The following is a 25,916-nucleotide window of genomic DNA, read 5'->3' as shown; positions in this document are numbered from 1 at the left end:
CCTACTTAGGCAGCGCCCGGAGACGAGTCAACTTTCCTCGCAACGCCGGTGACATCCCGACACCGTCCGCTGGCTCCCCTACTTCCTGCCCGACTTCTCAGAAGCCAGGGCGAGATAGCTCTTGGACACCCGGAGCGGATCCAGCCCCAGCTCCCGCGCGAGGTTCATCAGGATACCTCGCAGGTAGACGGCCGCCGGGAGGACGTTGTACCGGTCCGCTTCGACGTTCTCCAGGTGGCTGCGGGAGATGCGGGTGCGGTCGGCGACCTGCTGAAGGGTCATCCCCCGGGCCTCGCGCACCTGGCGGAGCAGCTCGCCATTGAACTCGGCGTCAGCGGGGATGTCCGGGATGCGAGGACGCGGCTCGCGGGCCCGGGACGCGGCCTGGGACACCTGCGCCAGGGCTGCCTCCGCCGTGGCAATGGCGGCGTCCTGGGCGATCTGCGGCGCATCCCCCAGCGGGCGCCCGGTGCGCGCGGGCGGACGCGGCGCTTCGGACGATGGCTCGGCGGCCGTCGGCGCATGGGCAGGGACGATGGCCGTCGACTCGGACACGGTCGCCGCCGCGCGTGACGCATCCGGCCCAGTTGGCGACTGGGCGGGCACGGGAGGAGGCGCCATGGTGGCCGGCGCGGTCGTCTGAACCGCGGCCGGCACGGAGGTGACGGCGGGGGCCGAGGACGACGGCGATGCCGCCGGTGCGGCGTCCGGCACGGGAGCGACGGCCGGCTCCGTGTTCGCCGGCGTTGGCGCTTGGGGCGCCTGGGCAGCGGCCGGATCCGTGATTGCCGGCGTTGACGCCTGGGCGACGGCTGGCTCCGTGTTTGCCGGCGTTGACGCCTGGGCGACGGCCGGATCCGTGTTTGCCGGCGTTGACGCCTGGGGCGCCTGGGCGACGGCCGCGCCACTCGGAATCACCGCCGAGGAAGACGGAGAGACCGATGCTGACGCGCCGTTCGACGAGGCGTTGGCGTCAGGGGCCTGAGTGTCGCTCGAAGCCGGAGCGCTTGTGGACGCGCCTCCGGCCGCGCGGTTGGCGTCCGCGGCGTGCACGGGGACAGCCGGAGCCTGTGCACCGGACGCTGCTCCCGGCGCAGCGCTGGCGTCCGAGCCATGCTCGGCGGCAGTCTGAGCCGACCCGCCCTGAGGTGCTTGCGGAGCAGACGGGGCCGACGTCCCGGACACCGAGCCAGTGGCCGGAGCCGCAACGTCGGCCGCCGCGGGAACCGCACTGGCGGGCGCGACGCTGACCGTCGCGGCGGACGAGACATTCTGGGGTGCCTCGACAGCTTGAGCCACCGGCGCCGGAGCGGACGAAGCCGTCGCCCCCAGCGTCGCAGCGGCAGGCACGCTCGCGGCGGGTACAGGCGCCGCCGCGGGCTGCATCGAAGCCGCCGGCACATTGACCGCGCTCCCCAGGCTCTGCGTGTCCTGGAGAGAGCTGGACACGTACGCGAACGAGAAGCCGCGGAAGAACGAGGCGCGGAAGTCGGCCTTCCCTGCTGGCACCGCCACCGGTGGTGCGGCGGCCTGCGGCGCCTCGGCCGCGTCCTGCCTGTCCGCCTCCCGCTCTCCGCTCGCGCAATCCGGATCCTGTACCGGCACGTGTCGCACTGCCTCTGGCCTCCCGTTCGTCCCCGCTTCGGGGACCTGCGTGACAAGAGGCGCAGTCTGATCTTCCGCGACGGATGCGGCAACCCCAACCCGCTCCGGCTCCGCACGCTCTGGCTCCGGCGCGGCCTCCTTGTGCGTCATCGCGCCGCCCGTGGCCACGGCGTCCATCAGCCGCCGCGCGGGGAGCCCGAGGTCCTTGTCGTACTCGGCACGCAAGTCCTCGTCGCTGAGAATCTCCAGCGCCTCGGCCATCCGGGCGCGGAGCCCCTCCACCTGGCCCTCGTCCACGAGCGCATAGACGGCGATGGAGTCCGGCGAATACAGCTCCATCAGCCGGTCGTAGGCCGCGCGAATCTCCTCCAGGGGCGCGGTGACGGGAACTTCGAGAATCTCGTAGTAGGTCTGCTGCTCGAAGGGCTTCATGGTGCGGTGCGCTGAGGGGGGCCGTCGAGCGCAAGGATACGCGTTGCGATGCCCTGAATGGCAGTGGCCGCAGCCGAATCCGGCCGTTCGATGAGCACGGGCTTCCGTTTACGCACCGCGCGCCAGGCCTCGTCGTCGTAGCGGATGGCGCCCAGGACATCCATTTCGATGCCGAAGAACTTCTTCCACGCGGCGGCCACCGAGGCGCCCACCGACAGGTCCGCGTCCGTGCGCGCCTGGTTCACGATGAGCCGGATGCGGAAGGCCGAGAGCTCGCGCTCCAGGCGCTCCGCGATGGCCGGGTCCTTCCGCCGCGCCTGGGCCATCACGTCATGCAGCGTGCGCAGCGCGCCCTCGCGGGTGGTGAGCGCGTCCTCCACCAGGTCCTCGATGCCGTACTGCGACTCCACCTGCTGGAGCTTGCGGAAGAAGGCCGCCTTCGCGAAGCGGTAGGCGTTCTCCACCGACGTGGGCTCCGGCAGCATCACCAGCACCCCGTGGTCCGCGAGGACGAAGAAGTCGATGGTGTTGAAGCTCGTCCCCGCGCCCAGGTCCAGGATGAGGTAGTCCGCCGACGTGCTCATCAGCGTCCGCAGCAGCTTCTGCTTCTGCGCGTACTTGAGGTTCGCCGCGTCCAGCGCGTCCTGCGCGCCTGCGATCAGCGACAGCCGGGGCACCCCGGTGGGGACGATGACCTCTTCAATCTGAGCCTTGTTCCGCCGCAGGAAGTCCGACAGGGTCGCGTTGGGCTGCCCGACGCCCAGGCACGTGTGCAGGTTGGCCCCGCCCAGGTCCACGTCCACGAGCAGCACGTTGGCGCCCGACTGCGCCAGGGCCACGCCCAGGTTCGCGGACACCATGGACTTGCCAATGCCACCCTTGCCGCCTCCCACGGCGATGATGCGCCGGGGACGCGGACGGCGTGACAGCCCAGGTGGACCGGAGACCATGGGACCTGGCTCCGTAGGGCCCAGGACACGGGATTCCGTCCGGGGCACTCGCGAGGGTTCGGACATGCCCCCCCATCAAATCCCGAACCCGGGGTCGCGTCGACTCCCCGACCTTCCGCATCCGTTCAGTGCAACAACCTGGACCGCGCGTGCGCCGGAAACCCGTCACTCCCAGGAAGCCGCTTCCGTCCGACGCCCTTTGAGGCGTGCCCGGCCGCCCACCGGGCAGGCACTACTCGTCCAGGAGCTCGACGTTCCAGTACGAGGCATCCGCCAGGTGCAGGAACGGCAACCACTCCCTGTACGTCACCTTGCGGGTGGCGCCCCGGAACAGCGGCGTCCAGCGCGGGCGCACGGGCTTCTTGAGCAGCTTCATGCTGGCCTGCTCCGGCGTCCGTCCGCCCTTCTTCAGGTTGCAGGGCACGCAGGAACACACGACGTTCTCCCACGTCGTCTTGCCTCCCTGCGTGCGCGGCAGGACGTGGTCCAGGTTCAGCTCGCTGCGCGGCAGGTTCTTCCCGCAGTACTGGCAGGTGTCGTTGTCGCGCGCGTAGATGTTGAGCCGGGAGAAGCGCACCCGCCCCCGGGGGAGGTGGTCATACGCGCTGAGCACCAGGACGCGAGGGATGCGGATGGTGCGGTCGATGGTGGTGATGCAGTCCTGCGTGGCGCTCAGCTCTGCCCAATCCGCGAACTCGTAGAGCCGGTACTGCGAGTCGATGGCCTTCGCCACCCCCAGGTACAGAAGCGAAAATGCCCGCTTCACCGAGGTGACGTGCACCGGCTGGTAGTACCGGTTGAGGACAAGCACGGCGCTGTTGATCATGGCGGGTTCCCTGGAATGGCGGCCGCGACGGCATCCGCGACCGTCTGGAGCTCCTCCTCCTCGAGACATCGGACGTCGAGGAGCACCTCGCCATCCGCGATCCTGCCAATAACCGGCCGCATTCCCCCGCGCAGGCGGTCGAGGAATGTTTCCGGCGTCTCTAGGGTGAGGATGCAGGCGAAGGACGGCAACCCGGCCAGCGGCATGGCACCCCCACCCACCTGTCCCACCACGCTGGCAACCCGAGCACGCACGCCCTGCTCCGCCAGCAAGCCCTGCAGCCGCACCGCCCTGGCGCGCAGCGCCTCTGGCGACTGGGCAAGCAGGCGGTGCACCGGAACGTCTTCCGCCCGGCCATCCCGGTACAGCTCCAGGGTGGCTTCGAGCGCGGCGACCGTCAGCTTGTCCACCCGCAGGGCCCGCATGAGCGGATGGGCCTTGATGCGCGCCAGCAGCGCGGACCGGCCCACCACCACTCCCGCCTGGGGTCCTCCCAACAACTTGTCTCCTGAAAAGGCCACCACGTCCGCGCCCGCCGCCACCGCCTGGGCCACGGTGAGCTCCGGGCTCAGCCCCTCGCCCGTCAGCGGCACCAGCGCGCCCGCGCCGAGGTCCTGGAACACCGGCACGCCGCGCGCCCGCCCCAGCGAGGCCAGCTCCGCCACCGGCGCCTCGTGCGTGAAGCCCACCATCGCGAAGTTGGAGCGGTGCACCTTCACCAGCAGCCCCGTCTCCGGCCCCACCGCCGCCGCGTAGTCCGAAAGCCGCGTGCGGTTGGTGGTGCCCACCTCCACCAGCTTCGCGCCGGACTGGCGCATCACGTCCGGGACGCGGAAGCCACCGCCAATCTCCACCAGCTCCCCGCGAGACACCACGCACTCGCGGCCGGACGCCAGCGCCGCCAGCACCAGCAGCACCGCGCCCGCGCAGTTGTTGACGACCACCGCGTCCTCCGCGCCCGTCAGCGAGCGCAGCAGGCCCACCAGCGGCGCGTAGCGGCTCCCCCGCTCGCCCTCCTCCAGGTCGTATTCCAGGTTGGAGTAGCCCCGGGCCACCGCCGCCACGCGCTCCACCGCCGAGGGCGCCAGGGGGGCGCGGCCCAGGTTGGTATGCAGCACCACCCCGGTGGCGTTGAGCACGGGCCGCAAGCCCGGCGTGGCCAGCGTGTCCAGCGCGAACCGGACGTCCGCGTCCTCGAAGCCAGGCCCCGCGCCTGACACCAGCCGGCCGCGGGCACGGTCCACGGCCAGCCGGAGCGCGGCCACCGCACGGGCCCGGGGGACTCGGCTCAACAGGGGTTCCAGCGACGGGCGCCGCAGGAGCTGCTCGACGGAGGGGAGCGCGCGCAGGAGCGCATTCTTCCCACCGTCTCCACTGTTCGACGGGGCGCCCATGGCCCGAGTCTAGGAGAGCAGCCGGCCAACTTCCAGGCAGGCCCCCCAACATCGGGGTGACAAAAAGGAAAAGGCCCAGCCTCCCTCGGGAGACTGAGCCTTCGAACCGAGCGCGGCGCGCGCTCAGTGGGAACTCAGACCGGGCGAACGTTCTGAGCCTGCAGGCCCTTGGGGCCCCGGGCCACGTCGAACTCGACCTTCTGGCCTTCCTGCAGCGTGCGGAAGCCCTGGGTCTGAATCGCAGTGTGGTGGCAGAAGAGGTCCTCGCCCCCGCCGTCCTGCATGATGAACCCAAAGCCCTTCGCGTCGTTGAACCACTTCACGGTACCAGTCGCCATTACGCTTCTCTTCTTCTTTCTCTTCCAGCTTCATGAATTGAGCTGGTTGCCACGCCGTATACGGGTGCGGCCCCCGCCGTGTGACACGTTTCCACCCGGTTGCATAGGGGGGTACACCTTCAACAGCACCCTTTTTCCGGGCGTGGACATAACCGACGGCATCCACGCCGCATTCCGCCCGAATTCTCCGCTGCCACCACCCGGTTCCCACCCGGATGGAGGCCGCTTCCCTACTTCGCGGCGCTCTTGAGCACGGGCAACTTGGGCGCCCGGCCATACAGGAGCTGGTACGTGTTGAAGGAGCGGAGCACGCGCTTGATGTAGCCGCGCGTCTCGGAGATGGGGATTTCCTCCACCCACGCGTCGAGCGCCAGGTCCGGTTTGTCGGACCTCCAACGATTCACCGCGCCCGGCCCGGCGTTGTAGCTGCCCACCGCGTACGGCGTGTGCCCGTCGAAGCGCTTCAGCAGCCCGCCGAGGTAGTGGGCGCCCAGGCGGATGTTCAGGTCCGGATCGAGCAACTGGTCCACGCTGAAGCGCTTGAGCTTCAACTGGCGCGCCACGCTCTTCGCCGTGGAAGGCATCAGCTGCGTCAGCCCCAGCGCGCCCGCCCACGACAGCGCCTTGGGGTCGAGCGCGCTCTCCTCCCGCATCAGCGCCTGGAGCAGGTCCGGCTCCACGCCCGCGACGGCGGTGTGCTTCTCGATGAGCTCGCGGAAGGCGTTGGGATAGGCCACCTCCCATATCCCGCGCGTCTCCGGGGTGATGCGTCCGCTCAGGTCCTTGCGCAGCGCCAGCCGCGCCACCGCGTGCGCGGCGCGCTCGTCGCCCGCCTCGTGCAGCACCAGCACCAGCAGCCGCAGGGACTCCGCGGGCAGGTTCGTCCGGTTGACGGCGAGCAGCTCGGACGACACCGCCTCCGTGAAGCCCAGCCGGTACAGCTCCACGCCCGCGCGGAAGTGCGGGTCCTCGCCCATGGGGCCGGCGAACAGCGGCCAGGGGCTGACGGCCTCGGGCACGGTGAAAATCTCGGCGGACACGCGCTCCAGCCGCGACGGGTCCGCCTTCGCCAGCTGCGAGCGGGCCATCAGCCCGTAGTACGTGGCGGGGTGGTCCACCGAGAGCTTCTCGAACAGCTCCGCCGCGCCCTCGATGTTGCCCTTCTCCTGCAGCGTCCGCGCCCGCCAGTAGCGCGCGCGCTCCACGTCGTAGCTCTCGTCGGCCTTGGCGAACTGGGCCTCGATGCGGTCCAGGAACGACAGGCCGGCGTCCTCGGCGCCGGTCGTGCGTGCAATCCAGTACGCCTTGAAGAGCGCCTCACCCAGGAAGTCCCCCTGCGGATAGAGCCGGGCCAGCGTGTCCAGCCGGGCCATCGCCTCCTGGGGCCGCCCCGTCTTCAGGTAGAGGTCGGCCGCGTAGAACAGGCCGTCGTCCGCGAACGAGTGGTCCGGGAACTCGCGCGCCAGCCGCTCATAGGTCTCCATGCCCCGCGCCTGGTCGACGATGGAGCGCGACGAGCCGAGCACGTACAGCACGCGCGGAAGCAGGTCACGGTCCTGGCACTTCTCCGCCACTGGCGTCAGCACCTGGATGGCGCGCGTGTGCTGGCGCTCCTTGCGCAGGCCCTTGCCGAAGGCGAAGTGCGCGCGGCAGGCCAGCGCGTCCGGCAGCTGGAGCTTCGGCAGCAGCGGTTCGAGCTGGTCCAGTCCCGCCTTGTTGCGGTGCAGCTCCACCAGGGTCTCGCCCCGGCCCACCTTCGCCTCCAGCGGCGGCGTCTGCCCCTTGAGGCGCCGCTCGGCCTGCTTCGCCAGGGCGGACAGCGGATGCGCGGCCCACAGGCGCCACAGCGCGGCGCGCTCGGCGGCCTTGTCCTTCTTCTCCGCGGCGATGTCGGCAATCGCCATCAGCGCCTCGGCGCCCACGTTGCGGCCCCAGCTCGGCGCCGCGCGAGCGGTCAGCGGCTCCAGCGCGGCCATGGCGCCCGCCGCGTCCTTCTTCTTGCGCAGCACCCGGGACAGCGCCAGCCGCGCGTCCACGTACAGCTTCGACTCGGGCGGAACCTGCTCCAGCAGCGCCGCGGCCTCGTCGAAGCGGCGCAGGCTCTCCAGCGCCACGCCGCCATGCGTCAAGCAGCGGTCCCTCAGCGCGGGGTAGTCGGGCGCCAGCGCGGAGAACTCCGCCGCGGCGGCCGCGTCATCCCCGGCGCGCACGGCCGCCAGGGCCCGCAGGTAGCGCACCGGCGCGCTGTCGCCCTCGTCCTTCAGCAGCTCGCGCGCGCGCGTGTACTGTCCGCGGTCGAACGCGTCCCGGGCCTCCTTCTTCTTCCCCTCCCCGAAGTACGGAGCCAGGTCCTCCAGCCCGTACCGGCGGCCCCGGTGCACCACCGGCGTGGGCGGCGCGGCGTTGGGGAAGGCGGGGTTGAGCACCTCCACGTACCCCACGGGCAGCGGCGCCTTCTCCGAGTCGGGAGGCGGCGAAAGCTGCGCCTCGGGGGGCGCGTTGCTGGGGTGCTGGGCCGGCGCTTCGGACGCCTCGGGCTCGGCCGGCGTGGACGAAACCGCCGGTGGGGCGGGGGCCTGCGCGGACACCAACAGCGCGGAGGCGACGACGGCGAGCTTGGACAGGAAGGGCTTCTTCATACGCGGGGGCTGGTTCGCAGGGAGATGCGCGCGGGCTCGCCCCAGGACAACCAGCAGGACATGGAAAATTTCCGGAGGCGGACACAGGTTAGACTGTCCGCCTCCTCATGGACATCCGGACACAGAGCGCGCTGCTCGCTTCCATCATCGGGCTCGCCCTGGGCGTGTCCATGTTGCTGCGGCCCGGCCGGCCCAGGGTGCTGACGCTGTACTCCGTCTTCGCGCTGACGGTCGCCGGCTACTACCTTTCGCTGTTCTTTCACAGCATCTTCCCCGCGGCCGACTACCCGTGGACATCCCGTATCTCCGTGGGCGCCACCATCCTGGTGGCCTCCCTGGTGCCGGGCGCCGCCGTCGCCTTCTTCCTCGAGTTCCTGGGCGTCAGCAAGGGCACCCACCTGATGGGCCGCCGGCTCGCCCTCCTGTCCGCCTTCCTGGGGCTGACCGTGGCCGTCACCCCCCTGGCCGACAAGCTCTGGGCGCGGGTGTGCATGGGCGTGTGGGTGCTGGGCACGCTGGTGACCTACGGTTCGTTGCTGCTCCACCGGGTCCGCACCACGGAGTCGCGCATCGAGAAGTTCCGGCTGGCGTACCTGGCCATCGGCGCGGGCGCGGCCATCCTCTTCTCGGCGCTGGATTTCCTGGTCAGCTTCGGCATCCCCTTCCCCACGCTGGGGTCGGTCTTCTCCACGCTGTACCTGTTCTTCCTGGCCCACACGCTGCTGCGGCTGCGGCTCATGGACCTGCACGAGCTGCTGGGCAAGATTGCCTCGCAGACGGTGCTGGCCAGCATCCTCGCGGCCGTCTTCACGGTGCTGACGGCGTGGGTGGAGGAGAACACGGGACTGTTCCTCTTCAACACGGTGGTGGCCGCGTTCGTCATCCTCATCCTCCTGGAGCCGCTGAAGGTGAAGGTGGAGGAGATGGTGGTGCGCATCTTCTTCCGCGAGCGCTTCGCCCTGCTGGAGTCGCTGGGTTCGCTGCGCGCGCGCATGGCGAACGTCATCGAGATCTCCGAGCTGGCCCGGCTGGTACTGGACACCCTCCACGAGACAGGGCGCGTGACGCACGCGTCGGTGTACCTGCTGGCGGAGGACCGACCCGGGTACCGGCTGTTGGACTCACGGGGCCCGCTGCCCGTGGCCTTCCTGGACACGGCGGTGGCGCGCGGCCTGCTCTTCGCGGCGGCCAGCGGCCAGAAGGCGGTGCTGCGGGAGAACGTGGAGCGCCGCATCGCGACCATGCGGCTGCAGGCCGTGGAGGGCAAGCGCTACCGCGACGAGCTCAAGCGCCTCAACGACACGCGCGCGGCGCTGGTGCAGGTGAAGGCCGGCATCACCGTGCCGCTGATGGGCAATGACCGCGTCATCGGGTTCCTCAACCTGTGGGATGAACGGGTGCCGGAGGCGTACGCGTCCGACGAAATCGCCATCATCCTGGAGGTGGCGGAGCGGCTGGCGACGGTGCTGGAGAACTCCAAGCTGTACGAGAAGATTCGCGAGCGCGACCGCCTGGCCGCGCTGGGTGAGATGGCGGCGGGCCTCGCGCACGAGATTCGCAACCCGCTGGGGGCCATCAAGGGCGCGGCGCAGTGCCTGGACCCGGCGCAGTTCCACGGCGAGGACGCCGAGTTCCTGGAGGTCATCGTCGAGGAGGTCAACCGCCTCAACGGCGTGGTGACGGCGTTCCTGGACTACGCGCGTCCGCTGAAGCAGAGCTTCGGCACCACCGACCTCAACGAGGTGGTGACGCGCACCATGCGGCTCATCCAGAACGACGTGCCGTCCAACCTCAACCTCGCCGTGGAGCTGGATTTGATGCTGCCGCGCGTGGATGGCGACGCGGAGCAGCTCAAGCAGGTGCTCATCAACCTGGTGCAGAACGCGGTGCAGGCGCTGGGCACGCGCGAGGGACGCATCAGCGTGCGCACGGAGAAGCCGGAGCGCTTCGGCGAGCTGCGCAGCGCGGGCGCCGAGTTCGTGGAGGTGCAGGTGTCCGACAACGGGCCCGGCATTCCTCCGGACCAGCACCCGCACATCTTCGTGCCGTTCTACACGACGAAGCAGAAGGGTACGGGCCTGGGGCTGGCCATCTGCCAGCGCATCGTGAAGAACCACGGCGGCAGCATCTCGGTGCAGAGCAAGGTGGGCGAAGGCACCACGTTCATCATCCGCCTCCCCGCCCTGCCCTCCGAGCAGTCACCCGCGGAGGCCTCCTCCGTCGACGGGCTGCCTGCCCCCAGCACACGTCCGTCGCAATCACTGCCCATGCCCGAGGAGCTGCGGGATGCGGCGAAGCCGGCGCCGCGGGAGCCTCGCGCCAAGCGGGAGCGCCGCAAGCGGGTGCGGGCGTAACGCCCCCGGGCGGTGCACACTCAGGCCGCCCAGTCGGCCTGGCCCGCCGGGTTCCGGGTGGCGGCACTTCACGGCATCAGGCCCGTGAGACGCCGAGCCTGCCAACCTCCTCCGACACCAGGGACACCGATGCTGCCCACGCCTGGGGGCCTCGTCGAATCAGGCAAACACGGCACAGACTGCTTTCGGCCCGAGCAGTGGGCGCCTATAGGCTCGTCGGTATGAGCGCCTGCCCCTTCTGCCAGACGGCGATGCAGCTCGCCCCAAGCGGCGAGCTCCCCATGGAAAGCTGCACGGACTGCGGCGCTGTGTGGTTCGAGGGAGAGGCCCTCGCGAAGGTGATGGGAGGCTCCATCTCGGATGCGCTCCTGCGTCGCGCGGAGAGCCGACCGGGCATCTGCAAGGGCTGTCAGGCTGAGCTCCGGCGCGTCCCACACTGCACCGACTGCGGCACCCGCGCCCCCACGTGCCCGCGCTGTCACCAGGCGCCCATGCCCGTGGTGGAGGCGTTGGGGGTGCCCATGGAGGTGTGCGCGGACTGCGCGGGCGTGGCGCTGGACGCGGGTGAGCTCGAGCTGTTGGAGGAGGCCGTAGAGGCGTACCGGAACGAGCCCATCACCACCACGGTCCGCCCCTCCGTGAAAATCCAAGGGAGGCCGAGCTGCACCACGTGCCAGCGCAACCTGCGGCCGGAGCACGGCTTCGTCTGGGAGGACGCGTTCTACTGCGGAAGCTGTGCCCCCAGCGGCGCCATTCCCTTCACGAACGAGCTCAACCGGGAGGACTTCATTCCCCTCTTCGTCCCGACCTCGGACGGCGGTGCCGCGCTCAACGTCGGAGGGTTCGCCTCCGCCGCCTTGAGGTGGCTGTTCCAGGAGCTGAAGCGCCGCGGCCGGGCGGGCATCGGCTGAGGCCCGTGCGCGGCGACCCCCGTCACGGGCCCTCCGCGCCGGCTCACCCGAGCGAAGCGGACGCCTCGGCCAGCTTCTCCTGCGCGGCCTCCCACCGGGCATAGAGGTCTTCCAGCTCCTCCTTGCCGGCCCGGTGCGTGTCCATCAGCGGCTTGGCGCGCGCGAAGTCGTTGTAGAGGTCGGGGTCCGCGAGCTGCGCCTCGCGCTCCTTCTGACTGGCCTCCACCTCGGCGATGCGCGCCTCCAGCTTCGCGATCTCCTTCTTGATGGGCCCCTCCACCACGCTGCGACGCTGACGGGCCTCCGCCTCCAGGCGCTTGCGGTCCTTCTCCGTCATCGGCCCGGAGGGCACCTTCTCGCCCCGGGCGCTCCCCGCCGCCGCGGCCTGCTGGAGCTGCTGCTGGTGGTACAGGTAGTCGTCCAGGTTGCCCGGGTGCGGCGTGAGCTTGCCGTCCGCCACCTCCCAGACATGGGACGCCAGTCCGTTGATGAAGCTGCGGTTGTGGCTGACGAACAGCAGCGTGCCGCTGTAGCTCTTCAGCGCTTCAATCAGCATCTCGGACGAGTCCAGGTCCAGGTGGTTGGTGGGCTCGTCCATCAGCAGGAAGTTGGAGGGGACCAGCAGCAGCTTGGCCAGCGCCACGCGCGCGCGCTCACCGCCGCTGAGCACGCCAATGGGCTTCTCGACGTCATCGCCGCTGAAGAGGAACGCGCCGAGCACGCCGCGCACGTAGCTCTCCGGCTTGTCCGCGGCCAGCGGGCGGACCTCCTCGATGATGGTGTTCCGCCGGTCCAGCTTGTCCGCGTGGTGCTGCGCGTAATACCCCACGACCACATTGTGCCCGAGCGTCACGGTGCCGGAGTCCGGCGTCAGCTCCCCCGCCACCATCTTCAGCAGCGTCGTCTTGCCCGCGCCGTTCGCGCCCACCACGGCGATGCGCTGGCCACGCTCCACCCGCCCGGAGAGGCCGTCGTACACCGTCTGGGCGCCGTAGCGCTTGGTGATGCCCTCCAGCGTCACCACGTCGCGGCCGCTCCGCTCCACCTCGGGGAAGCGGAACTTCATCGAGGTCCGCTCCTCCAGTACCTGCACCTTCTCCAGCTTCTCCAACATCTTGGCGCGGCTCTGCGCCTGCCGCGCCTTGGTGGCCTTGGCGCCGAAGCGGTCGATGAAGCCCTGCAGCTCCGCGCGGCGGGCCTCCACCTTCTCGGCGCGCGCCTTCAGCAGCTCCTTCTCCTCCGCGCGCAGCCGCTTGTACTCGTCGTAGTTGCCCGCGTACTCGCGCACGCCCTCCACTTCCAGGGACACCACCCGGTTGATCTGCCGGTTGAGGAAGTCCTTGTCGTGGGAGATGAGCACCAGCGCCTTGTTGGAGCGGCGCATGAAGTCGTCGAACCACGTGAGCGTGGGCACGTCCAGGTGGTTGGTGGGCTCGTCCAGCAGCAGCAGGTCCGGGTCCTGGAGCAACAGCCCCGCCAGGGCCGCGCGCATGCGCCAGCCGCCGGACAGCGCCGAGGTGGGCTTGGCCAGGTCCGTGTCGCGGAAGCCCAGGCCCTTGAGGATGCGCTCGGCGTGGTGCCGGCCGTAGCGGTTCTCGAAGTCGTCCAGCTCCGCGTGCAGGTCCGCCAGGGACTGGGACAGCTCGAGCTGGTCCTCCTCGTCCGTGGCGGCGGCGAGCGCCTCCTCGGTCTCCTTGAGGCGGGCCTCCAGGGCATCACGGCCGGGCACGGTGCTCATTACCGCCTCCACCACCGTCCCGTCCGGCAGCCCGGCGATCTCCTGCGGCAGGTAACCCGCCCGGGCCTTGCGGCTGTACTGCACCGTCCCGGAGTCCGGCTGGGACACGCCCGCCAGGATCTTCATCAGCGAGCTCTTGCCCGTCCCGTTGGCCCCCACGAGGCCCACCCGGTCCCTTGGACCCAGAGTGAAACTGTCATGATCGAAGAGGACCTTCTTTCCGTAGGCGAGGCAGAGGTCCTGGGCGATGACGAGGCTCATGGCGGCGGGGATGTAACAGCCCGCGAGGCCCTCGGGAATGTCGGATGTGCCCGCCCGTTTGCTTCACGGCCCTACAGGGGCTTTCCGGACCGGGGCTGGGCCTGTCTATACTCCGGGCCCACATGGCTGCCCCCTGTCCACACTGCGGAAGCACTGACGGCGTCGACCACCTTTGCTCCGGCCAGAGCCTCCAGCTCCTCGGCCAGGTCCTCGACGGCCGTTACAAGATTGAGAGCGTGTTGGGCCAGGGCGGCATGGGCATGGTGTTCCGCGCCACCCAGACCTCCGTGCAGCGCCCGGTGGCGGTGAAGACGCTCAACCCGTCGCTCGCCGCCGCGCCCCAGTTCTTCGAGCGCTTCCGCCGCGAGGCGGAGCTCGCCAGCCGCCTTCGCCACCCGAACGTCATCACCATCTTCGACTTCGGCCGGTCCCCGGATGGCACCTGCTACTACGTGATGGAGCTCCTGGAGGGCGAAAGCCTCAAGGAGATGGTGAAGCGCCAGGGCCCCATGTCCCTGCGCCGCGCGCTCAGCCTCGTGGAGCAGGCGTGCCAGGGTCTGGCGCACGCCCACGCGGAAGGCTGCGTCCACCGCGACCTGAAGCCGCACAACATCATGGTGCAGCAGCTCAGCGGCCAGGACTTCGTGAAGGTGCTGGACTTCGGTCTGGTGAAGGCCATGGAGTCCGAGGAGGAGGAGCAGCTCACCTCCACCGGACAGGTGCTCGGGACGCCGCAGTACATGCCGCCCGAGCAGGCCGGCGGCGAGTCCGTGGACCAGCGCTCCGACCTCTACTCCATGGCGGGCGTCCTCTACTTCTGCCTCACGGGCAGCTCGCCCTTCGGCGCCAACACCGTGCGCAAGGCGCTGACGGCGTCGCTCACCCAGGCGGTGCCTTCCGTCAACACCAAGCGCCAGGGAGCCCCCGTCCCTGCCGCGCTGGATGCCTTCTTCAAGAAGGCGCTCGCCCCGGAGAAGGAGGACCGCTACCAGAACGCGCAGGAGTTCATCGACGCGATGCTGGACACGGTGGCGGACCTCTCCAACGAGGAGCTCGACGCCATGCCGAGCGGCGGCGCCTCGGGCGGAAACGAGCGCGGCAGCGGCAGCCGCAGCCGGCCGGGGAGCCGCTCCAGCCGTCAGGGCAGCCAGAGCGGCATCCGCTCCTCGCGCGTGGGCGCCTCGCCGACGCTGGGCCGGGGCTCCACCCCGTCCAACGTCGTGGTGGCCAGGCCCCAGGGTGGCAGCGGCGCTACCTCCGCCAGCCGGGTACGTGCCGCGGCTCCCCGGGGTGCGACGCCCCCTCCCCCGGCCCCGCCTCCCGAGCCGGAGGGCATGTCCACCGCCAAGAAGGCGGCGCTCGTCGCGGTGCCCCTGGTGCTGCTGGGCATCGGCGCCGCGGTCGTCCTGGGCAACCAGGGCAGCGCCCCACCGGCGACGCCGGTGGTGGTGAACGTCCCGAAGGACAGCGCGCCTCCAACGACGCAGGTCGCCGCGGGCAACACGGCCTCGGCGCCCACCGAGTCGGCCCTCATCACCGTCAGCCTCGACTCGACGCCGACGGGCGCCTCCATCTACGAGGGTGAGGAGATGGTGGGCAGCACGCCCACGAAGCTGCAGCTGCGCCGCGACAAGGTGCACACCTTCACCTTCCGCTCGCCGGGGCATCAGGACAAGGAGCTGACGCTCAACCTTCGGCGTGTCGCGGGAGATACGCAGACGGCGAACGTGGTGCTGGACCCCGTGCGTGCCGCCGCCCCTGCTCGTCCGGCGCGCCCCGCGCCGAAGCCGTCGAGCCCGTCCGGTCCCGACATCTCCGTGTTCGAGTAGCTGGCCGTTCGGCCCGGTGGGCACGCGCCTTCACCCGTGCCCATCGGTGACGCCGAGTCAACGCTCCGCCCGCCTCAGACGAGCTTCGCCAGGGTGGGCAGGACCTCCCCGCTCCTCCCCTGGACGAGGTTCTCGAAGCGGCTGGAGTTCTCCGCCGGGTCGAGGTTGACGAGCCACGTCTCGCCACCGGCCTTGCGCACGTGGTCGACGATGCCCGCGGCCGGGTACACGGCGCCGGAGGTCCCCGCCGCCAGGAAGACGAAGCGCCCACCGGAGGTGGAGCCCCGCAGGGCAAAGTCCTCGATGCGCGCCATGTCGGCCGGATCCAGGTATTCGCCGAACCACACGATGTGGGGCCGCAGCCGCTTGCCGCACGCGTCGCACTCGGGCACCGCCCCCGCCGGGTACACGGTGGCGTCGTCGAACGCGGGCCGGTCGCAGTGGCTGCACCGCGTCTTGAACAGGTTGCCGTGCATCTCCACGACGCGCTGGCTGCCCGCGCGCGTGTGCAGGCCATCGACGTTCTGGGTGGCGAGCAGGAAGCGGTCCCCCAGGTGGCGCTCCCACGCGACGAGCGCCTCGTGGCCCGGGTTGGGATGGACGGCCGCCGCGGCCTTGCGGCGCTCCGAATAGAAGCGCCACACCAGCGCCGGGTCCCTCATGAAACCCTGTGGCGACGCCACGGCCTCCACGGGCTGGTCCTCCCAGAGTCCGCCCATCCCGCGGAAGGTGGGAACTCCGCTTTCAGCGGAGACTCCCGCGCCCGTGAGGACGAGCAGCCAGGTACGCGAATCGAGGATGAGCGAATCCATGTCGGCTCCTGTGCGGCGAATCGAGATTCAAGCTATGGATGGGACGCTGACCCTTCCGGGGCCTGACGCCTCGCGAAGGTCGCGCTTCGAGGTCCCATCATGGCGGAAGTCACTCTGGATCTGCGCGGCCTGCCCAAGGCCGAAGCCTACGCCGAGCTGAAGCAGCACGTGCGGGCGGTGCTCGAGGGCATCGACGACGACATCACCGGCATGTCCACCATGAGCTGCCTGCTGCACCACGCCTTCGGCCACCTGTGGACGGGCTTCTACCGCGTCGTCACGCCGGGCCGGCTGCTGCGGGTGGGCCCCTATCAAGGCACGCTCGGGTGCCTGGAGATTCCCTTCGGCAAGGGCGTGTGCGGCGCTTCCGCGGCCAAGGGTGAGACGGTGGTGGTGGAGGACGTCCACGCCTTCCCGGGCCACATCACCTGCGACGGGCGCTCGGCGTCGGAGATTGTCGTCCCGGTGTTTGGCCGGAACCGGGAGCTGATTGCCGTGCTCGACATCGACTCCGAGCACAAGGGCACCTTCGACGAGGTGGACCGCCGCGAGCTGGAAGACCTGGTGCACTGGTTCCAGCAGTAGCGGCGGCCCGTGCTCCCACTCAGCGCGCGCGTGCGTACGCCACGGCGAGCTGACCAGCGAAGCGCGCGTTGTTCGTCAGCAGCGCCAGGTTGGCCTTGAGCGTCTTGCCTCCCGTGCGCTTCGCCATCTCCGACAGCAGGAAGGGCGTCACGGCCTTGCCACGGATGCCCTGCCGGTCCGCGTCGGCGAGCGTGGCGGCGATGTGAAGCTCCACCTCGTTGCGCGGCAGGGACGTCTCCTCGGGCGGGGGCACCGTGTAGAGCACCCCGCCCTGCTTCAGGGACTCGAAGCGAGCGCGGGCGATGCGCGCCGCCGTGTCCACGTCGTCCACGCGGTGCTCCAGGGAAATGCCGGAGCCGCGGCTGTAGAACGACGGGAGCTCCTCCGTCCCCACACCGATGACGGGCACGCCGGCCGTCTCCAGCAGCTCCATCGTCTTGGGCAGGTCCAGCACGGACTTGGCCCCCGCGCACACCACGGCGACGGGGAAACGGGCCAGGGCGGCGATGTCCTGGGAGATGTCGAAGTGCTCTGACGCCCCCCGATGCACGCCGCCAATGCCTCCGGTGGAGAAGACGCGGATGCCCGCGGCGGCGGCCATCTCGCAGGTGGCGCTCACGGTGGTGCCCCCCGTGGCGCGCGTGGCCACGGCGACGGCCAGGTCCCGCGAGCCGAGCTTGAGCAGGCGCTCCTTTCCCTCCGCCAACCGGCGCATCTCGGCCTCTTCCAGGCCCACGCACAGCTGGCCATCGATGATGGCGGTGGCCGCGGGAACGGCGCCCGCTCGGCGGACGGCTTCCTCGCAGGCTCGGGCCGCGGCCAGGTTGTCCGGGTACGGAAGGCCCTGGGCCACGACGCTCGTCTCCAGCGCCACCAGGGGTTGGCCGGCCTCGAGCGCGCGGCGCACCTCGTCCGAAAAGCGTAGGTCCATGGCCCAGGCGTTTAGCACGCCCGCCTCCCCACGTCGGCTTGCGCGCGAAGCCCTTGGGGCCTATTCCCCTGGCGCCGTGTCCACTACCACCACCTCCGTGGTCCCCGCGCCTCCGCGCGCCTTCTCCGCGTCCGACCTGGCCATCGTCGGCGTCGTCATTGTCTGGGGCACCAACTACACGGTGGTGAAGGAGGCGATGGACACCCTGCCTCCGCTGGCCTTCATGTCGCTGCGCTTCACCATCGCGGCGCTGGCCATGGGCGCGCTGCTCCTCGGCATCGAGGGCTGGAAGCCGCTGCCCCGCCCGGTGTTCCTCAAGTTGATGGGGCTCGGACTGGTGGGCAACACCGTGTACCAGCTGTGCTTCATCCTCGGCCTGGCGAACACCTCCGTGGCGAACAGCGGGATGCTGACGGCGGTGACGCCGGTGCTGGTGGCGGCACTCGGCGCGGTGCTCGGCGTGGAGCGCCTCACCCGCCCGCTCGTCACGGCGCTCGCCCTGGGTGTCGCGGGGATGTTGCTGGTGTTGGGAGGACGCGGCTCCTCGTTGAGTGGCGCGACCTGGCTCGGGGACGGGCTCATCGTCGGCGCGAGCGTGTGCTGGGCCATCTACACCGTGGGCATCCGCACCCTGGGCCCCGGGGTCTCCGCGCTGCGCATCACCGCCATCTGCATGCTGACGGGCGCGCCGGGCGTGGTGCTCGCGGGCGTGCCCGAGCTGATGCGGCTGGACACGACGCACATCCGCTTCGGCGCCTGGGCGGGCGTGGTGTACTCCGCATTGGTGCCGCTGGTGCTCGCGTACTTCATCTGGGGCCGCACCGTGCAGAAGGTGGGCAGCAGCCGCGCGGGCCTCTACAACACGGGCATCCCCGTGGTGGCCGCCCTCACCGCCTGGGCCGTCCGCGGCGAGCGGCCCACCCTGCTCCAGGTCCTGGGCGCGGCGCTGGTCCTCGGTGGTGTGCTGCTCAGCCGCCGGAAGTAGGCCCGGGCGGGCTCATCCCCGACGCCGCTCCACCGCCAGGCCGTACTCCTCAATCTTCTTGTCCAGCGTGGGCCGGCTGATGCCGAGCAACTCCGCGGCGCGGACCTTCTTGCCGGCTGCCTCACGGAGGGCCTCGGCGATGGCGTCCCGCTCCAGGCGGGCCACGCGGCCCTGGAGCGTCTTTGCGCCGGAGTCGCCCCCTTCCTGAATCTCCGGAGGCAGTTGCAGCGCGCCCACCGAGCTGCCCGCATACAGGAGGCCGAGCCGCTCCCCCACCAACTCCAGCTCTCGCAGGTTCTGCGGCCACGCATACTCCGTGAGCAGGCGCCGGGCCTCGGGGCTGAATGTCGGAGGCTCCTTGCGAACCCGTCGGGCCGCGCGCTGCGCGAACTGCTCCAGCAGCGACATGACGTCCGCCTTGCGTTCCCGCATGGGCGGCGCATCCAGCTCGAAGCCCCCGAGGACGCGCGCCAGCGAAGGCTCCACGTCCCCCCGGGCCGAAAGCAGCGTGACGGGCGCGGGCGCGGTGGCGAGGATGCGCACGTCCACGGGCTCCTCGCCCCCCTGCCGCGCTGGCGCCGCGCGGCGTGCCAGCGCCCTCGCGAGCCGCTCCGAGGCGGGCCGCGACAGCGACTCCACGTGCAACAGCAGGAGCGAGCCGCCATCGGCACGCAGCAGCGCGGAGACGACGGGCGGCTGGCCGGGAGCGCTCGGGCGGCCGAACAGGGACTCCTCGACGGCCCCGGACGGCTCGCGGCAGTCCACCACGACGAAGGGCCCCAGGGCCCGTGGTGAGCGCGCGTGGACGTAGCGGGCCAGCAGCGCCTTGCCCACCCCCGCCTCGCCGTGGATGACCACCGGCGCCGCGCTGGCCGCCACCCTTCGGGCCAGCTCCAGCAACGCGCGCAGGGGCCGGGACGTCCCGGCGAGCGCGGGCGCCGGGGCCTCGCCTTCCACCCGCGCGTTCACGGTGGTGTAGGCCTCACCGCCCAGGCGCCCCAGCGCCGCGAGCAACTGGCCCTCGCCCTCCGTGAACTTCGGCTCCGCGCGCGTGACGTACAGCACGCCAAAGGGCATTCCGCCCGAGGCGACCAGCGGCGCGCAGAGGACGTCATCCGTCTGGATCAGCTCCTTGCGCTCCAGCGCGGCCTGCGCCAGCACGCGCGGCATCGTCAGCGCTTCCGCACCCGCCACCGCGGCGGTGAGCAGGCCTTCGCTGCTCCCCAGCAGCGCCGCGGCGCGGTCCGCGTTGAGCGCGTGCGCGACCTCGTCCGCCAGCCGCCGCAGCACCAGCGCGCCGCTCGTCGCGCCCAGCAGCGCGATGCCCGCCGAGTACATCGCCGCCGCCGTCCCGACGTGCGGCAGCACCTCCTCGATGGGGACCTGCCCCATGCGCTCCGGCGCGTCGGCCACCAGCGTCACCGGGGGCGGCTCGAAGAGGGCCGTCGTCGCGCCCACCCGCACCTGATCTCCCGGCTTGAGCACCACCTCGCCGGCGAGGCGCTCGCCATTGACCAGCGTCCCATTGCGCGAGCGCAGGTCGCGGATCCGCGCCTGCCCGTCGACGACGGAGATCAACGCATGCCTGCGGGAGACCTGATGGTCCTCCAGCGGGATGTCACACGACGGACTGCGGCCAATCGTCGCCTCCGCGAGGACGTCGTAACGTCGCCCCGCGGAAGGGCCGGAGAGCAGCAGGAGGGCGGGCATGGGCCCACTGAGCCTATCGCCCCGCCAAGCGCGGGCAAAACCCCACGGAACGGCCGCTACATCGGCCGTTCAGCGTCCAGAAGCTCACGAAGCTCCCGTTCGTCCAGCGCCCGGCCCTCACGGCTGATGGCCAGCGCATTGACCTGGGTCTCCGCGACCTCCACATGGGCGCCCTTGCGCCACTCGGTGGTATGCACGGCGCCATCCACCAGCTTCCCCACGACAGAGCCTTCGTCCCGGGCCATGACTTCCAGCCACAGATTTTCGGTGACGGTGTTTCCGTCCGGGTGGGTGTCGAAGGGGGCGCGCACCAGGAACGTGAGGGGCTCCATCAATCCCTTGCGCTGGAAGCGCGCCAGGAAGGACGGGAGCAGCGCCTGCGTCTCCCGCCGCATGGCCTGCGTCTGCTCCTCGGGCTCCTTCTCGAAGCGCTCCCGGTAGGGCGCCAGCAGCTCGGACGTGTTGTGCCGGCCCAGCGGGGACACCACGGTGAGGAAGAGGCCCTCATGGCCCTCGAAGGTGTCCAGCGGCACGCCCAGCAGGTTGGCCCGGGCCTCCTCGGACGGCACGAGCATGAACACCTGTCCCTCGCTGGTGCCCACCTGCGTGCGAAGCGCGGGCCCCTGCGCGAATGCCAGGTCCGTGCACAGCTCGTGGAGGAAGCTCTCCGCGGCCAGCAGGTCCTTCTCCGCGAGGTGGAAGATCTCCAGGTCCCTGGCCCCGAACTTCTCCATTCCATGGGAGTGCACCCACAGGGGCGTCTCCCCCTCCGTCGCCTCCACGGCGTGGAGGTGGACATGGTCTCGGATGTCGAAGTCCAGCTCCGTGATTTCCACCACGTCTTCGGGCTCGTGCAGCTTGAAGGCGGTGAGGTCCACCAGCACACCCTGCACGTGCTCCAGCACCGTGCGCACGGCCCACAGCGCCTCGAAGACGGGCAGCGTGGGCTGCGCGCCGCCCGGCTCCACCGACAGGTGGTAGAAGGCCTTGGAGCGCCCCAGCCGCTCGAAGGCGTCCGGACTGCCGCTGAAGACCTCCTTGCGGAAGCGCGGCAGGCCCTCGGCCCCCCGCGTCACGCGCACCTGGACCTCGGAGCCATCCGCGCGAAGCGTGAAGCCCTCCCCGTCCGCGTCCGGGATGAACTCCACCTCGTCGTTCGCGAAGGACGCCCGCAGGGCCTCAAGGGGAACCGGCCCCTCCTGCTCCGTCGCCAGCAGGTAGACCTCCTTCACAGGTGCTTCTCGATCTGCCGGAAGAGGTCCACGCGGTCCACCAGGTTGGTCAAGTAGTCGAGCTTGTCCGTGGCCAGCACCAGCACTGGCGACAGCCGGTAGCCCTCGAACCACTCCTCGTAGAGGGCGTTGAGGCGCTGGAGATAGCGGGTGGGGATGTCCCGCTCCATGGCTCGTCCACGGATGCGGATGCGCTCACGAATGGTCTGCACCGGGCAGCGGAGGTAGATCATCAGGTCGGGGGGCCGCAACGACTCCGAAATCGTCTCGTACAACTCCCAGTACGTCTTCCAGTCCCGCTTGTCGATGAGTCGCTGCCGGTGGAGGTTCTTGGCGAAGATCTCCGCGTCCTCATAGAGCGTCCGGTCCTGGAGCACCGTCCCGGACGTCCGCTCCAGCTCCCGATGCAGGCGGAACTTGTGCGTCAGGAAGAAGAGCTGCGAGCGGAACGCCCACGTCTTCATGTCCTTGTAGAAGTCCGCCAGATAGGGGTTCTGGTCGTTCGGTTCGAAGGAGGGCGTCAGCCCGTACTTCCGGCAGAGGAAGGACGTCAGCTCCGTCTTCCCGGCGCCGATGTTGCCCGCGATGGCGATGAACTTTTTCCTGGCCACACCACCCCTGCTTGTAACCCCGGCAAGCGGCGCGCACCAGAAACAACGTGTAGGTAGGACGTGGTAGAAGAAGTGCATGCCCTCCTGCCGCTCCGTTCAACGCATGACAGGCACCGCCGTCCTCCCGACCGGGGCCGGCCGCCCGCCAGCCTGGACGGGGAGTCGCAGGAGGCATGCCCGCGGGCCCGGGCACCTTCCGGCCCTGAACATCGGCCCCCGGGAGGAGGGCTGAGGGATGCGCAAGCTCTTTTGCATATTCGTGGCCGGAGCCTGGACCGCGGTCTGTTTCCCGTTTGTCCTGCTGTCGATGCTGACGTTCACCCCGGCCATCACGCTCTGGATTCCCCGCCGGATGTGGTCGCCCGTGCTGCTGTGGGCCGGAGGTGCGAAGCTGGAGGTCATCGGCCAGGAGAACGTGGACCCGAAGCGGCCCACAATCTATGTGGCCAACCACCAGTCCACCATCGACATCCCGGCCCACTTCCTGGCCGTTCCCATCCCCTTCCGCTACGTCGCGAAGTCGCAGCTGAAGTGGGTGCCCATCATCGGCCAGTACCTGTGGATCACGGGCAACATCTTCATCAACCGGACGAACCGGAAGAAGGCCATCGCCTCGCTGGACAGGGCCGCGGAGAAGATTCGCAGTGGCACCAGCATCTTCCTGTACCCGGAGGGCACGCGCTCCTCGGACGGGCGCGTCCTCCCGTTCAAGAAGGGCCCCTTCGCCCTGGCGCTGAAGGCCCGCGTCCCCATCTGCCCCGTCACCATCGAGGGCTCGGGCGCGCTGATGCCCAAGTCCACCTGGAACATCACCCCAGGCCCCATCCGCGTGAAGGTGGGCAAGCCCATCGACACCACCGCATTCGCCGAGGACGACCGGGAAGGCCTGGCCCGGGCCGTCCGCGCCGTCATCATCGCGGACAACCTGGCCCTGGGGGGCAAGGGCGGCGACCCGGATGACGCCGTGGCCGCCGCGGGCGCCGAGGGCGTCAGCGACTCGAGCCCCCAAGCCCTCTCCTCCATCTGAGACCCGCCATCGAGATGACGCTCCGTTCGCTCCGTACCCGTCCCTGGATTCGCGCCGCCGTGCTCGGCGTGGGCCTTCTGTCTGGCTGCAGCCACACCCCGTCCGCTCCCGACAGCGCGCGCCCCATGGACGCGCACTCCCAGGCGCGGGCCTATCTGGACGAGCACCAGCCCACGAAAGCCCTGGGCCTGCTGACGGAGCTGCACCGCCAGTCTCCGGACGACCTGGACGTGGCCCGGCTCCTCACCGAAGCCCAGGTGAAGGCGGGCCAGACGGACGCGTGGATTGCAGAGCTCCAGAAGCGCATCGCCTCGGGTGAGCGCGCCGTCGACCAGTACATGCTGGGGCTGGCCCTCTTCTCCCGTGCACGAGACGCGGGGGCTCCCAGCGTCGCGGCCTTCGAGCGGGCCACCACCCTGGCGCCCGACACGGCGGAGTACCACTACCGGCTGGGGCTCGCGCTGCTGGAGTCGGAGCAGTATGCCGAGGCCCTGCCGCCGCTGAAGCGGGCGACGGCGCTGGCGCCGGACCGCAACGCCTGGCGGCTGCCCCTGGCCAAGGCCCTGCACCGTACGGGAGACGCCCCAGGCGCGGTGGAGGCGCTGGGCGCGGTGGTGCGTGGCCAGCCCACGCCCGCCGAGGTCGCCACGGCGCGGGCGCTGATGGAGCAGATTGCGGACCCCTTCTCGGGCTTCCCCAAGGCCGCCGAGGGCAAGCTCGAGGAGGGCATGCGCTACCTGAAGGACCTGGACGCGCCCCAGCACGCCATCCTCGCCTTCGAGGAGATCCTCCTCGACTACCCGGACGTCGCGGTGGTGCACGCGCTGCTGGGCCTCGCCTACCAGCGCCTGGACGACGCCGGTCGCGCGGTGGACGAGTTCAAGCAGGCCATCGAGCGCGCCCCGCGCGACGGGAAGAACCACTTCTACCTGGGCGAGCTCTACCTGGCCCGCCAGCGTCCCGACGCGGCCCGCGCGTCCTTCGAGAAGGCCGTCGCGTTGCATCCCCTGCTGGAGACGGCCTGGTTCCACCTGGGCGACCTCCACCTGGAGCGCAGGGACCTCACCGCCGCCCGCCAGGCGTTCCTCGTCGCCACGTCACTGGCGCCAGACGCCGTGCCCATGCGGGGCAAGCTGGCCCTCGTGTACCAGTTGGAGGGTGACTTCGCCGGCGCCGAGCGCGAGCTGCGGCACGTGGTCGAAAAGGACCCGGAGAACATGGAGTTCACCCTGCGATTGGGGCTGCTCTTCACCGAGCAGGCGCTGAAGGCCACGCGGCCCGAAGCGCGGAAGACGGCGGCGGCGGAAGCCGAGCGCTGGCTGATGAAGGTGCTGGAGACCCAGCCCGAGAACGCGGTGGCGTCGCGCGCGCTTCAACAGCTCAAGGCGCAGTAGCCATTCACGGGCCCAGCCCTCTACACTCGCTGTCCGATGAGCGACGGTCGCAAGCCCTCACCTCCAGGCACGCAGCCTCCCCGTGCTGCGTCTCCGTCTGGCGCCCACCCACGCACGCCGACGAACCCGGGCATGCCGCGCGCGCCGAGCGCCACCAACCTGCGGGTGATGTCCGCCGCGCGCGCCGAGCCTCTCCAGAAGGAGAAGCCGGAAGGCCCTCTGGGGAAACGCCTCGCCGGGGACGCGTCCAACTACCTCCTCAACGGGCTCGCCATCCTCAAGGAGCTGGTCGCGGACTTCCGTCAGCGCGACCGCTTCTTCAAGTACAAGGCCTCCATCGTCACCGGCTGGGTGATGATGACCGCGGTCAGCCTGGCCATTGCCTGCCCGGGAAGCGACGTGCGCCGCGGGGAGATGGATGCGCGCCTGGTGCTCAGCGACAAGCTGGACCGCCCCTCCGTCACCATCTGGAACGAGAGCAAGGAGCCCTGGTACGACGTCACCCTCACCGTCAACGGGCAGTACCAGGCGGCGGTGCCGTCCGTGGCGCCGGGGGAGTTCATCACCATCACCCCCAAGCAGCTCATGAGCTCCAGCGGCGCCGCCCCTGCGGACCTGCGCTTCCAGTCGCTGCAGATGCGCAGCCGGGACGACAGCGCGGACCTTACGGAGGACCTCAACCGCGCCTGGGAGCGAATCCGTACCTCCCGGTAGGGCGGGCCCGGAAACACGAAGGGCGCCCTTCCTCGTCGGAAGCGCGCCCTCGCGTTGCTCCTGGCCCCACCTCACGATGGGGCCAGGGATGCCGGCCGCGAACTACTCGGCCTTCGTCTCGGCCTCGGGCGCAGCAGCCGCCTCGGCGTCGACAGGAGCGGCCTTCTCCGGCCGATCCACGAGCTCCAGGAGGGCCATCTCCGCGGCGTCGCCCCGGCGGAAGCCGAGCCGGACGATGCGGGTGTAGCCACCGGGACGGCTGGCGTACCGGTCCTTGTACTCGCCGAACACCTTCTGCAGCACCTCGCGGTCCTTGACCGTCCGGGCCGCCAGGCGAACGTTGGCGAGGCCGCCACGCTTGCCCAGGGTGATGATCCGCTCCGCGATCTTCCGGGCCTCCTTGGCCTTGGGAAGCGTGGTGCGGATGGCCTGGTGCTCCAGCAGCGAGGTCACCATGTTGTTGAGCATCGCGAGACGGTGGCTCGTGGTGCGGTGCAGCTTCCTCTGTCCAACCTTGTGGCGCATCGTCGTGCTCCGGAGTCCCGGTGGGACTCCACCACTCCGGCCGTATCAGGTACCGGGTGGGATGGGCGGACCCGGCACGGAGTCCGCCGCTGTCATTCGGGCCGGAGGACATC

The 25,916-nt window shown here is 70.4% G+C and carries 21 protein-coding genes; 8 read left to right on the top strand and 13 right to left on the bottom strand.

Annotated elements, in window-relative coordinates:
• Window positions 1–78: 78 nt before the first annotated feature.
• From VZL07_RS32495 to VZL07_RS32470, 6 genes are all read right to left on the bottom strand, one after another.
• Entirely contained in the window at window positions 79–2,037 is a 1,959-nt protein-coding gene (locus VZL07_RS32495) for a helix-turn-helix domain-containing protein (protein ID WP_426751829.1), read from the bottom strand.
• Window positions 2,034–2,987: a P-loop NTPase gene (locus tag VZL07_RS32490; protein WP_426751828.1), complete on the bottom strand. Its 954-nt coding sequence runs from the start codon at window positions 2,985–2,987 to the stop codon at window positions 2,034–2,036. The genes VZL07_RS32495 and VZL07_RS32490 overlap by 4 nt, the downstream gene beginning before the upstream one ends.
• A gap of 232 nt (window positions 2,988–3,219) precedes the next feature.
• Window positions 3,220–3,813: an HNH endonuclease gene (locus VZL07_RS32485; protein WP_426751827.1), complete on the bottom strand. Its 594-nt coding sequence runs from the start codon at window positions 3,811–3,813 to the stop codon at window positions 3,220–3,222.
• A complete protein-coding gene (gene selA, locus VZL07_RS32480; RefSeq protein ID WP_426751826.1) occupies window positions 3,810–5,207 on the bottom strand; it encodes an L-seryl-tRNA(Sec) selenium transferase in 1,398 nt (465 codons plus the stop codon). Before selA ends, VZL07_RS32485 begins: the two co-directional genes overlap by 4 nt.
• A 134-nt stretch (window positions 5,208–5,341) precedes the next feature.
• Complete coding sequence (locus VZL07_RS32475; protein WP_011553379.1) at window positions 5,342–5,545, bottom strand: cold-shock protein; 204 nt, start codon at window positions 5,543–5,545, stop codon at window positions 5,342–5,344.
• Between the two features lie 230 nt (window positions 5,546–5,775).
• The gene (locus VZL07_RS32470) at window positions 5,776–8,184 is read right to left on the bottom strand and encodes a transglycosylase SLT domain-containing protein (protein ID WP_426751825.1); all 2,409 of its coding nucleotides are present in this window, start codon (window positions 8,182–8,184) and stop codon (window positions 5,776–5,778) included.
• Between the two features lie 107 nt (window positions 8,185–8,291).
• On the opposite strand from VZL07_RS32470, the gene VZL07_RS32465 reads away from it, so the two are divergent.
• Together VZL07_RS32465 and VZL07_RS32460 are read left to right on the top strand one after the other, a co-directional pair.
• A complete protein-coding gene (locus VZL07_RS32465; protein ID WP_426751824.1) occupies window positions 8,292–10,538 on the top strand; it encodes an ATP-binding protein in 2,247 nt (748 codons plus the stop codon).
• A gap of 221 nt (window positions 10,539–10,759) precedes the next feature.
• Window positions 10,760–11,449, top strand: a complete 690-nt coding sequence (locus tag VZL07_RS32460) for a zf-TFIIB domain-containing protein (RefSeq protein ID WP_426751823.1) — start codon at window positions 10,760–10,762, stop codon at window positions 11,447–11,449.
• A 43-nt stretch (window positions 11,450–11,492) separates the two neighbouring features.
• Here VZL07_RS32460 and VZL07_RS32455 read toward each other — a convergent pair whose 3' ends face one another.
• Complete coding sequence (locus VZL07_RS32455; protein ID WP_426751822.1) at window positions 11,493–13,448, bottom strand: ABC-F family ATP-binding cassette domain-containing protein; 1,956 nt, start codon at window positions 13,446–13,448, stop codon at window positions 11,493–11,495.
• A 122-nt stretch (window positions 13,449–13,570) separates the two neighbouring features.
• On the opposite strand from VZL07_RS32455, the gene VZL07_RS32450 reads away from it, so the two are divergent.
• Window positions 13,571–15,277, top strand: a complete 1,707-nt coding sequence (locus VZL07_RS32450; protein ID WP_426751821.1) for a protein kinase domain-containing protein — start codon at window positions 13,571–13,573, stop codon at window positions 15,275–15,277.
• 74 nt (window positions 15,278–15,351) lie between these two features.
• Here VZL07_RS32450 and VZL07_RS32445 read toward each other — a convergent pair whose 3' ends face one another.
• Window positions 15,352–16,089 (bottom strand): SIR2 family NAD-dependent protein deacylase, encoded by a 738-nt coding sequence (locus tag VZL07_RS32445; RefSeq protein WP_426751820.1) that lies wholly within the window; start codon window positions 16,087–16,089, stop codon window positions 15,352–15,354.
• A 99-nt stretch (window positions 16,090–16,188) separates the two neighbouring features.
• Here VZL07_RS32445 and VZL07_RS32440 point away from each other — a divergent pair, with 99 nt between their 5' ends.
• Window positions 16,189–16,674 carry a GAF domain-containing protein gene (locus tag VZL07_RS32440; protein ID WP_426751819.1) on the top strand — a complete coding sequence of 162 codons (486 nt, stop codon included), beginning with the start codon at window positions 16,189–16,191 and terminating at the stop codon, window positions 16,672–16,674.
• Between the two features lie 19 nt (window positions 16,675–16,693).
• On the opposite strand, the gene VZL07_RS32435 is transcribed toward VZL07_RS32440, so the two are convergent.
• Window positions 16,694–17,605 (bottom strand): pseudouridine-5'-phosphate glycosidase, encoded by a 912-nt coding sequence (locus tag VZL07_RS32435; protein WP_426751818.1) that lies wholly within the window; start codon window positions 17,603–17,605, stop codon window positions 16,694–16,696.
• 76 nt (window positions 17,606–17,681) lie between these two features.
• Here VZL07_RS32435 and VZL07_RS32430 point away from each other — a divergent pair, with 76 nt between their 5' ends.
• Window positions 17,682–18,590, top strand: coding sequence for a DMT family transporter (locus tag VZL07_RS32430; protein ID WP_426751817.1), 909 nt, complete (start codon window positions 17,682–17,684; stop codon window positions 18,588–18,590).
• A 12-nt stretch (window positions 18,591–18,602) separates the two neighbouring features.
• Here the strand turns inward: VZL07_RS32430 and VZL07_RS32425 are convergent, their stop codons facing one another.
• From VZL07_RS32425 to VZL07_RS32415, 3 genes are read right to left on the bottom strand one after another with little or no spacing between them, the layout of a single operon-like run.
• On the bottom strand, window positions 18,603–20,300 hold the full coding sequence (locus VZL07_RS32425; RefSeq protein ID WP_426751816.1) for an FHA domain-containing protein: 1,698 nt from the start codon (window positions 20,298–20,300) through the stop codon (window positions 18,603–18,605).
• Between the two features lie 56 nt (window positions 20,301–20,356).
• The gene (locus tag VZL07_RS32420; protein ID WP_426751815.1) at window positions 20,357–21,532 is read right to left on the bottom strand and encodes a DUF2314 domain-containing protein; all 1,176 of its coding nucleotides are present in this window, start codon (window positions 21,530–21,532) and stop codon (window positions 20,357–20,359) included.
• Entirely contained in the window at window positions 21,529–22,143 is a 615-nt protein-coding gene (locus tag VZL07_RS32415) for a deoxynucleoside kinase (RefSeq protein WP_426751814.1), read from the bottom strand. The genes VZL07_RS32420 and VZL07_RS32415 overlap by 4 nt, the downstream gene beginning before the upstream one ends.
• Window positions 22,144–22,378: 235 nt before the next feature.
• On the opposite strand from VZL07_RS32415, the gene VZL07_RS32410 reads away from it, so the two are divergent.
• From VZL07_RS32410 to VZL07_RS32400, 3 genes are all read left to right on the top strand, one after another.
• Window positions 22,379–23,170 carry a lysophospholipid acyltransferase family protein gene (locus tag VZL07_RS32410; protein WP_426751813.1) on the top strand — a complete coding sequence of 264 codons (792 nt, stop codon included), beginning with the start codon at window positions 22,379–22,381 and terminating at the stop codon, window positions 23,168–23,170.
• Between the two features lie 14 nt (window positions 23,171–23,184).
• Window positions 23,185–24,564 (top strand): tetratricopeptide repeat protein, encoded by a 1,380-nt coding sequence (locus tag VZL07_RS32405; protein WP_426751812.1) that lies wholly within the window; start codon window positions 23,185–23,187, stop codon window positions 24,562–24,564.
• A 132-nt stretch (window positions 24,565–24,696) separates the two neighbouring features.
• On the top strand, window positions 24,697–25,278 hold the full coding sequence (locus tag VZL07_RS32400) for a hypothetical protein (protein WP_426751811.1): 582 nt from the start codon (window positions 24,697–24,699) through the stop codon (window positions 25,276–25,278).
• 102 nt (window positions 25,279–25,380) lie between these two features.
• Here the strand turns inward: VZL07_RS32400 and rplQ are convergent, their stop codons facing one another.
• Window positions 25,381–25,803: a 50S ribosomal protein L17 gene (gene rplQ / locus VZL07_RS32395; RefSeq protein ID WP_426751810.1), complete on the bottom strand. Its 423-nt coding sequence runs from the start codon at window positions 25,801–25,803 to the stop codon at window positions 25,381–25,383.
• Between the last annotated feature and the right edge of the window lie 113 nt (window positions 25,804–25,916).

The organism is Pseudomyxococcus flavus (assembly GCF_050038885.1).
Classification (GTDB): domain Bacteria; phylum Myxococcota; class Myxococcia; order Myxococcales; family Myxococcaceae; genus Myxococcus; species Myxococcus flavus.
Note: the sequence above shows the minus strand (reverse complement) of the source record. Positions and strands in the feature narration are given on the sequence as shown.

What these genes read in the sequence shown, in the direction of transcription:
- VZL07_RS32410 (WP_426751813.1), top strand. Translation starts at nt 22,379, where the DNA reads ATGCGCAAGCTCTTTTGCATATTCGTGGCCGGAGCCTGGACCGCGGTC.
- VZL07_RS32460 (WP_426751823.1), top strand. Translation starts at nt 10,760, where the DNA reads ATGAGCGCCTGCCCCTTCTGCCAGACGGCGATGCAGCTCGCCCCAAGC.
- VZL07_RS32475 (WP_011553379.1), bottom strand. Translation starts at nt 5,545, where the DNA reads ATGGCGACTGGTACCGTGAAGTGGTTCAACGACGCGAAGGGCTTTGGG.
- VZL07_RS32450 (WP_426751821.1), top strand. Translation starts at nt 13,571, where the DNA reads ATGGCTGCCCCCTGTCCACACTGCGGAAGCACTGACGGCGTCGACCAC.
- VZL07_RS32455 (WP_426751822.1), bottom strand. Translation starts at nt 13,448, where the DNA reads ATGAGCCTCGTCATCGCCCAGGACCTCTGCCTCGCCTACGGAAAGAAG.
- VZL07_RS32405 (WP_426751812.1), top strand. Translation starts at nt 23,185, where the DNA reads ATGACGCTCCGTTCGCTCCGTACCCGTCCCTGGATTCGCGCCGCCGTG.
- VZL07_RS32485 (WP_426751827.1), bottom strand. Translation starts at nt 3,813, where the DNA reads ATGATCAACAGCGCCGTGCTTGTCCTCAACCGGTACTACCAGCCGGTG.
- VZL07_RS32490 (WP_426751828.1), bottom strand. Translation starts at nt 2,987, where the DNA reads ATGGTCTCCGGTCCACCTGGGCTGTCACGCCGTCCGCGTCCCCGGCGC.
- VZL07_RS32425 (WP_426751816.1), bottom strand. Translation starts at nt 20,300, where the DNA reads ATGCCCGCCCTCCTGCTGCTCTCCGGCCCTTCCGCGGGGCGACGTTAC.
- rplQ (WP_426751810.1), bottom strand. Translation starts at nt 25,803, where the DNA reads ATGCGCCACAAGGTTGGACAGAGGAAGCTGCACCGCACCACGAGCCAC.
- selA (WP_426751826.1), bottom strand. Translation starts at nt 5,207, where the DNA reads ATGGGCGCCCCGTCGAACAGTGGAGACGGTGGGAAGAATGCGCTCCTG.
- VZL07_RS32400 (WP_426751811.1), top strand. Translation starts at nt 24,697, where the DNA reads ATGCCGCGCGCGCCGAGCGCCACCAACCTGCGGGTGATGTCCGCCGCG.
- VZL07_RS32440 (WP_426751819.1), top strand. Translation starts at nt 16,189, where the DNA reads ATGGCGGAAGTCACTCTGGATCTGCGCGGCCTGCCCAAGGCCGAAGCC.
- VZL07_RS32470 (WP_426751825.1), bottom strand. Translation starts at nt 8,184, where the DNA reads ATGAAGAAGCCCTTCCTGTCCAAGCTCGCCGTCGTCGCCTCCGCGCTG.
- VZL07_RS32495 (WP_426751829.1), bottom strand. Translation starts at nt 2,037, where the DNA reads ATGAAGCCCTTCGAGCAGCAGACCTACTACGAGATTCTCGAAGTTCCC.
- VZL07_RS32465 (WP_426751824.1), top strand. Translation starts at nt 8,292, where the DNA reads ATGGACATCCGGACACAGAGCGCGCTGCTCGCTTCCATCATCGGGCTC.
- VZL07_RS32435 (WP_426751818.1), bottom strand. Translation starts at nt 17,605, where the DNA reads ATGGACCTACGCTTTTCGGACGAGGTGCGCCGCGCGCTCGAGGCCGGC.
- VZL07_RS32445 (WP_426751820.1), bottom strand. Translation starts at nt 16,089, where the DNA reads ATGGATTCGCTCATCCTCGATTCGCGTACCTGGCTGCTCGTCCTCACG.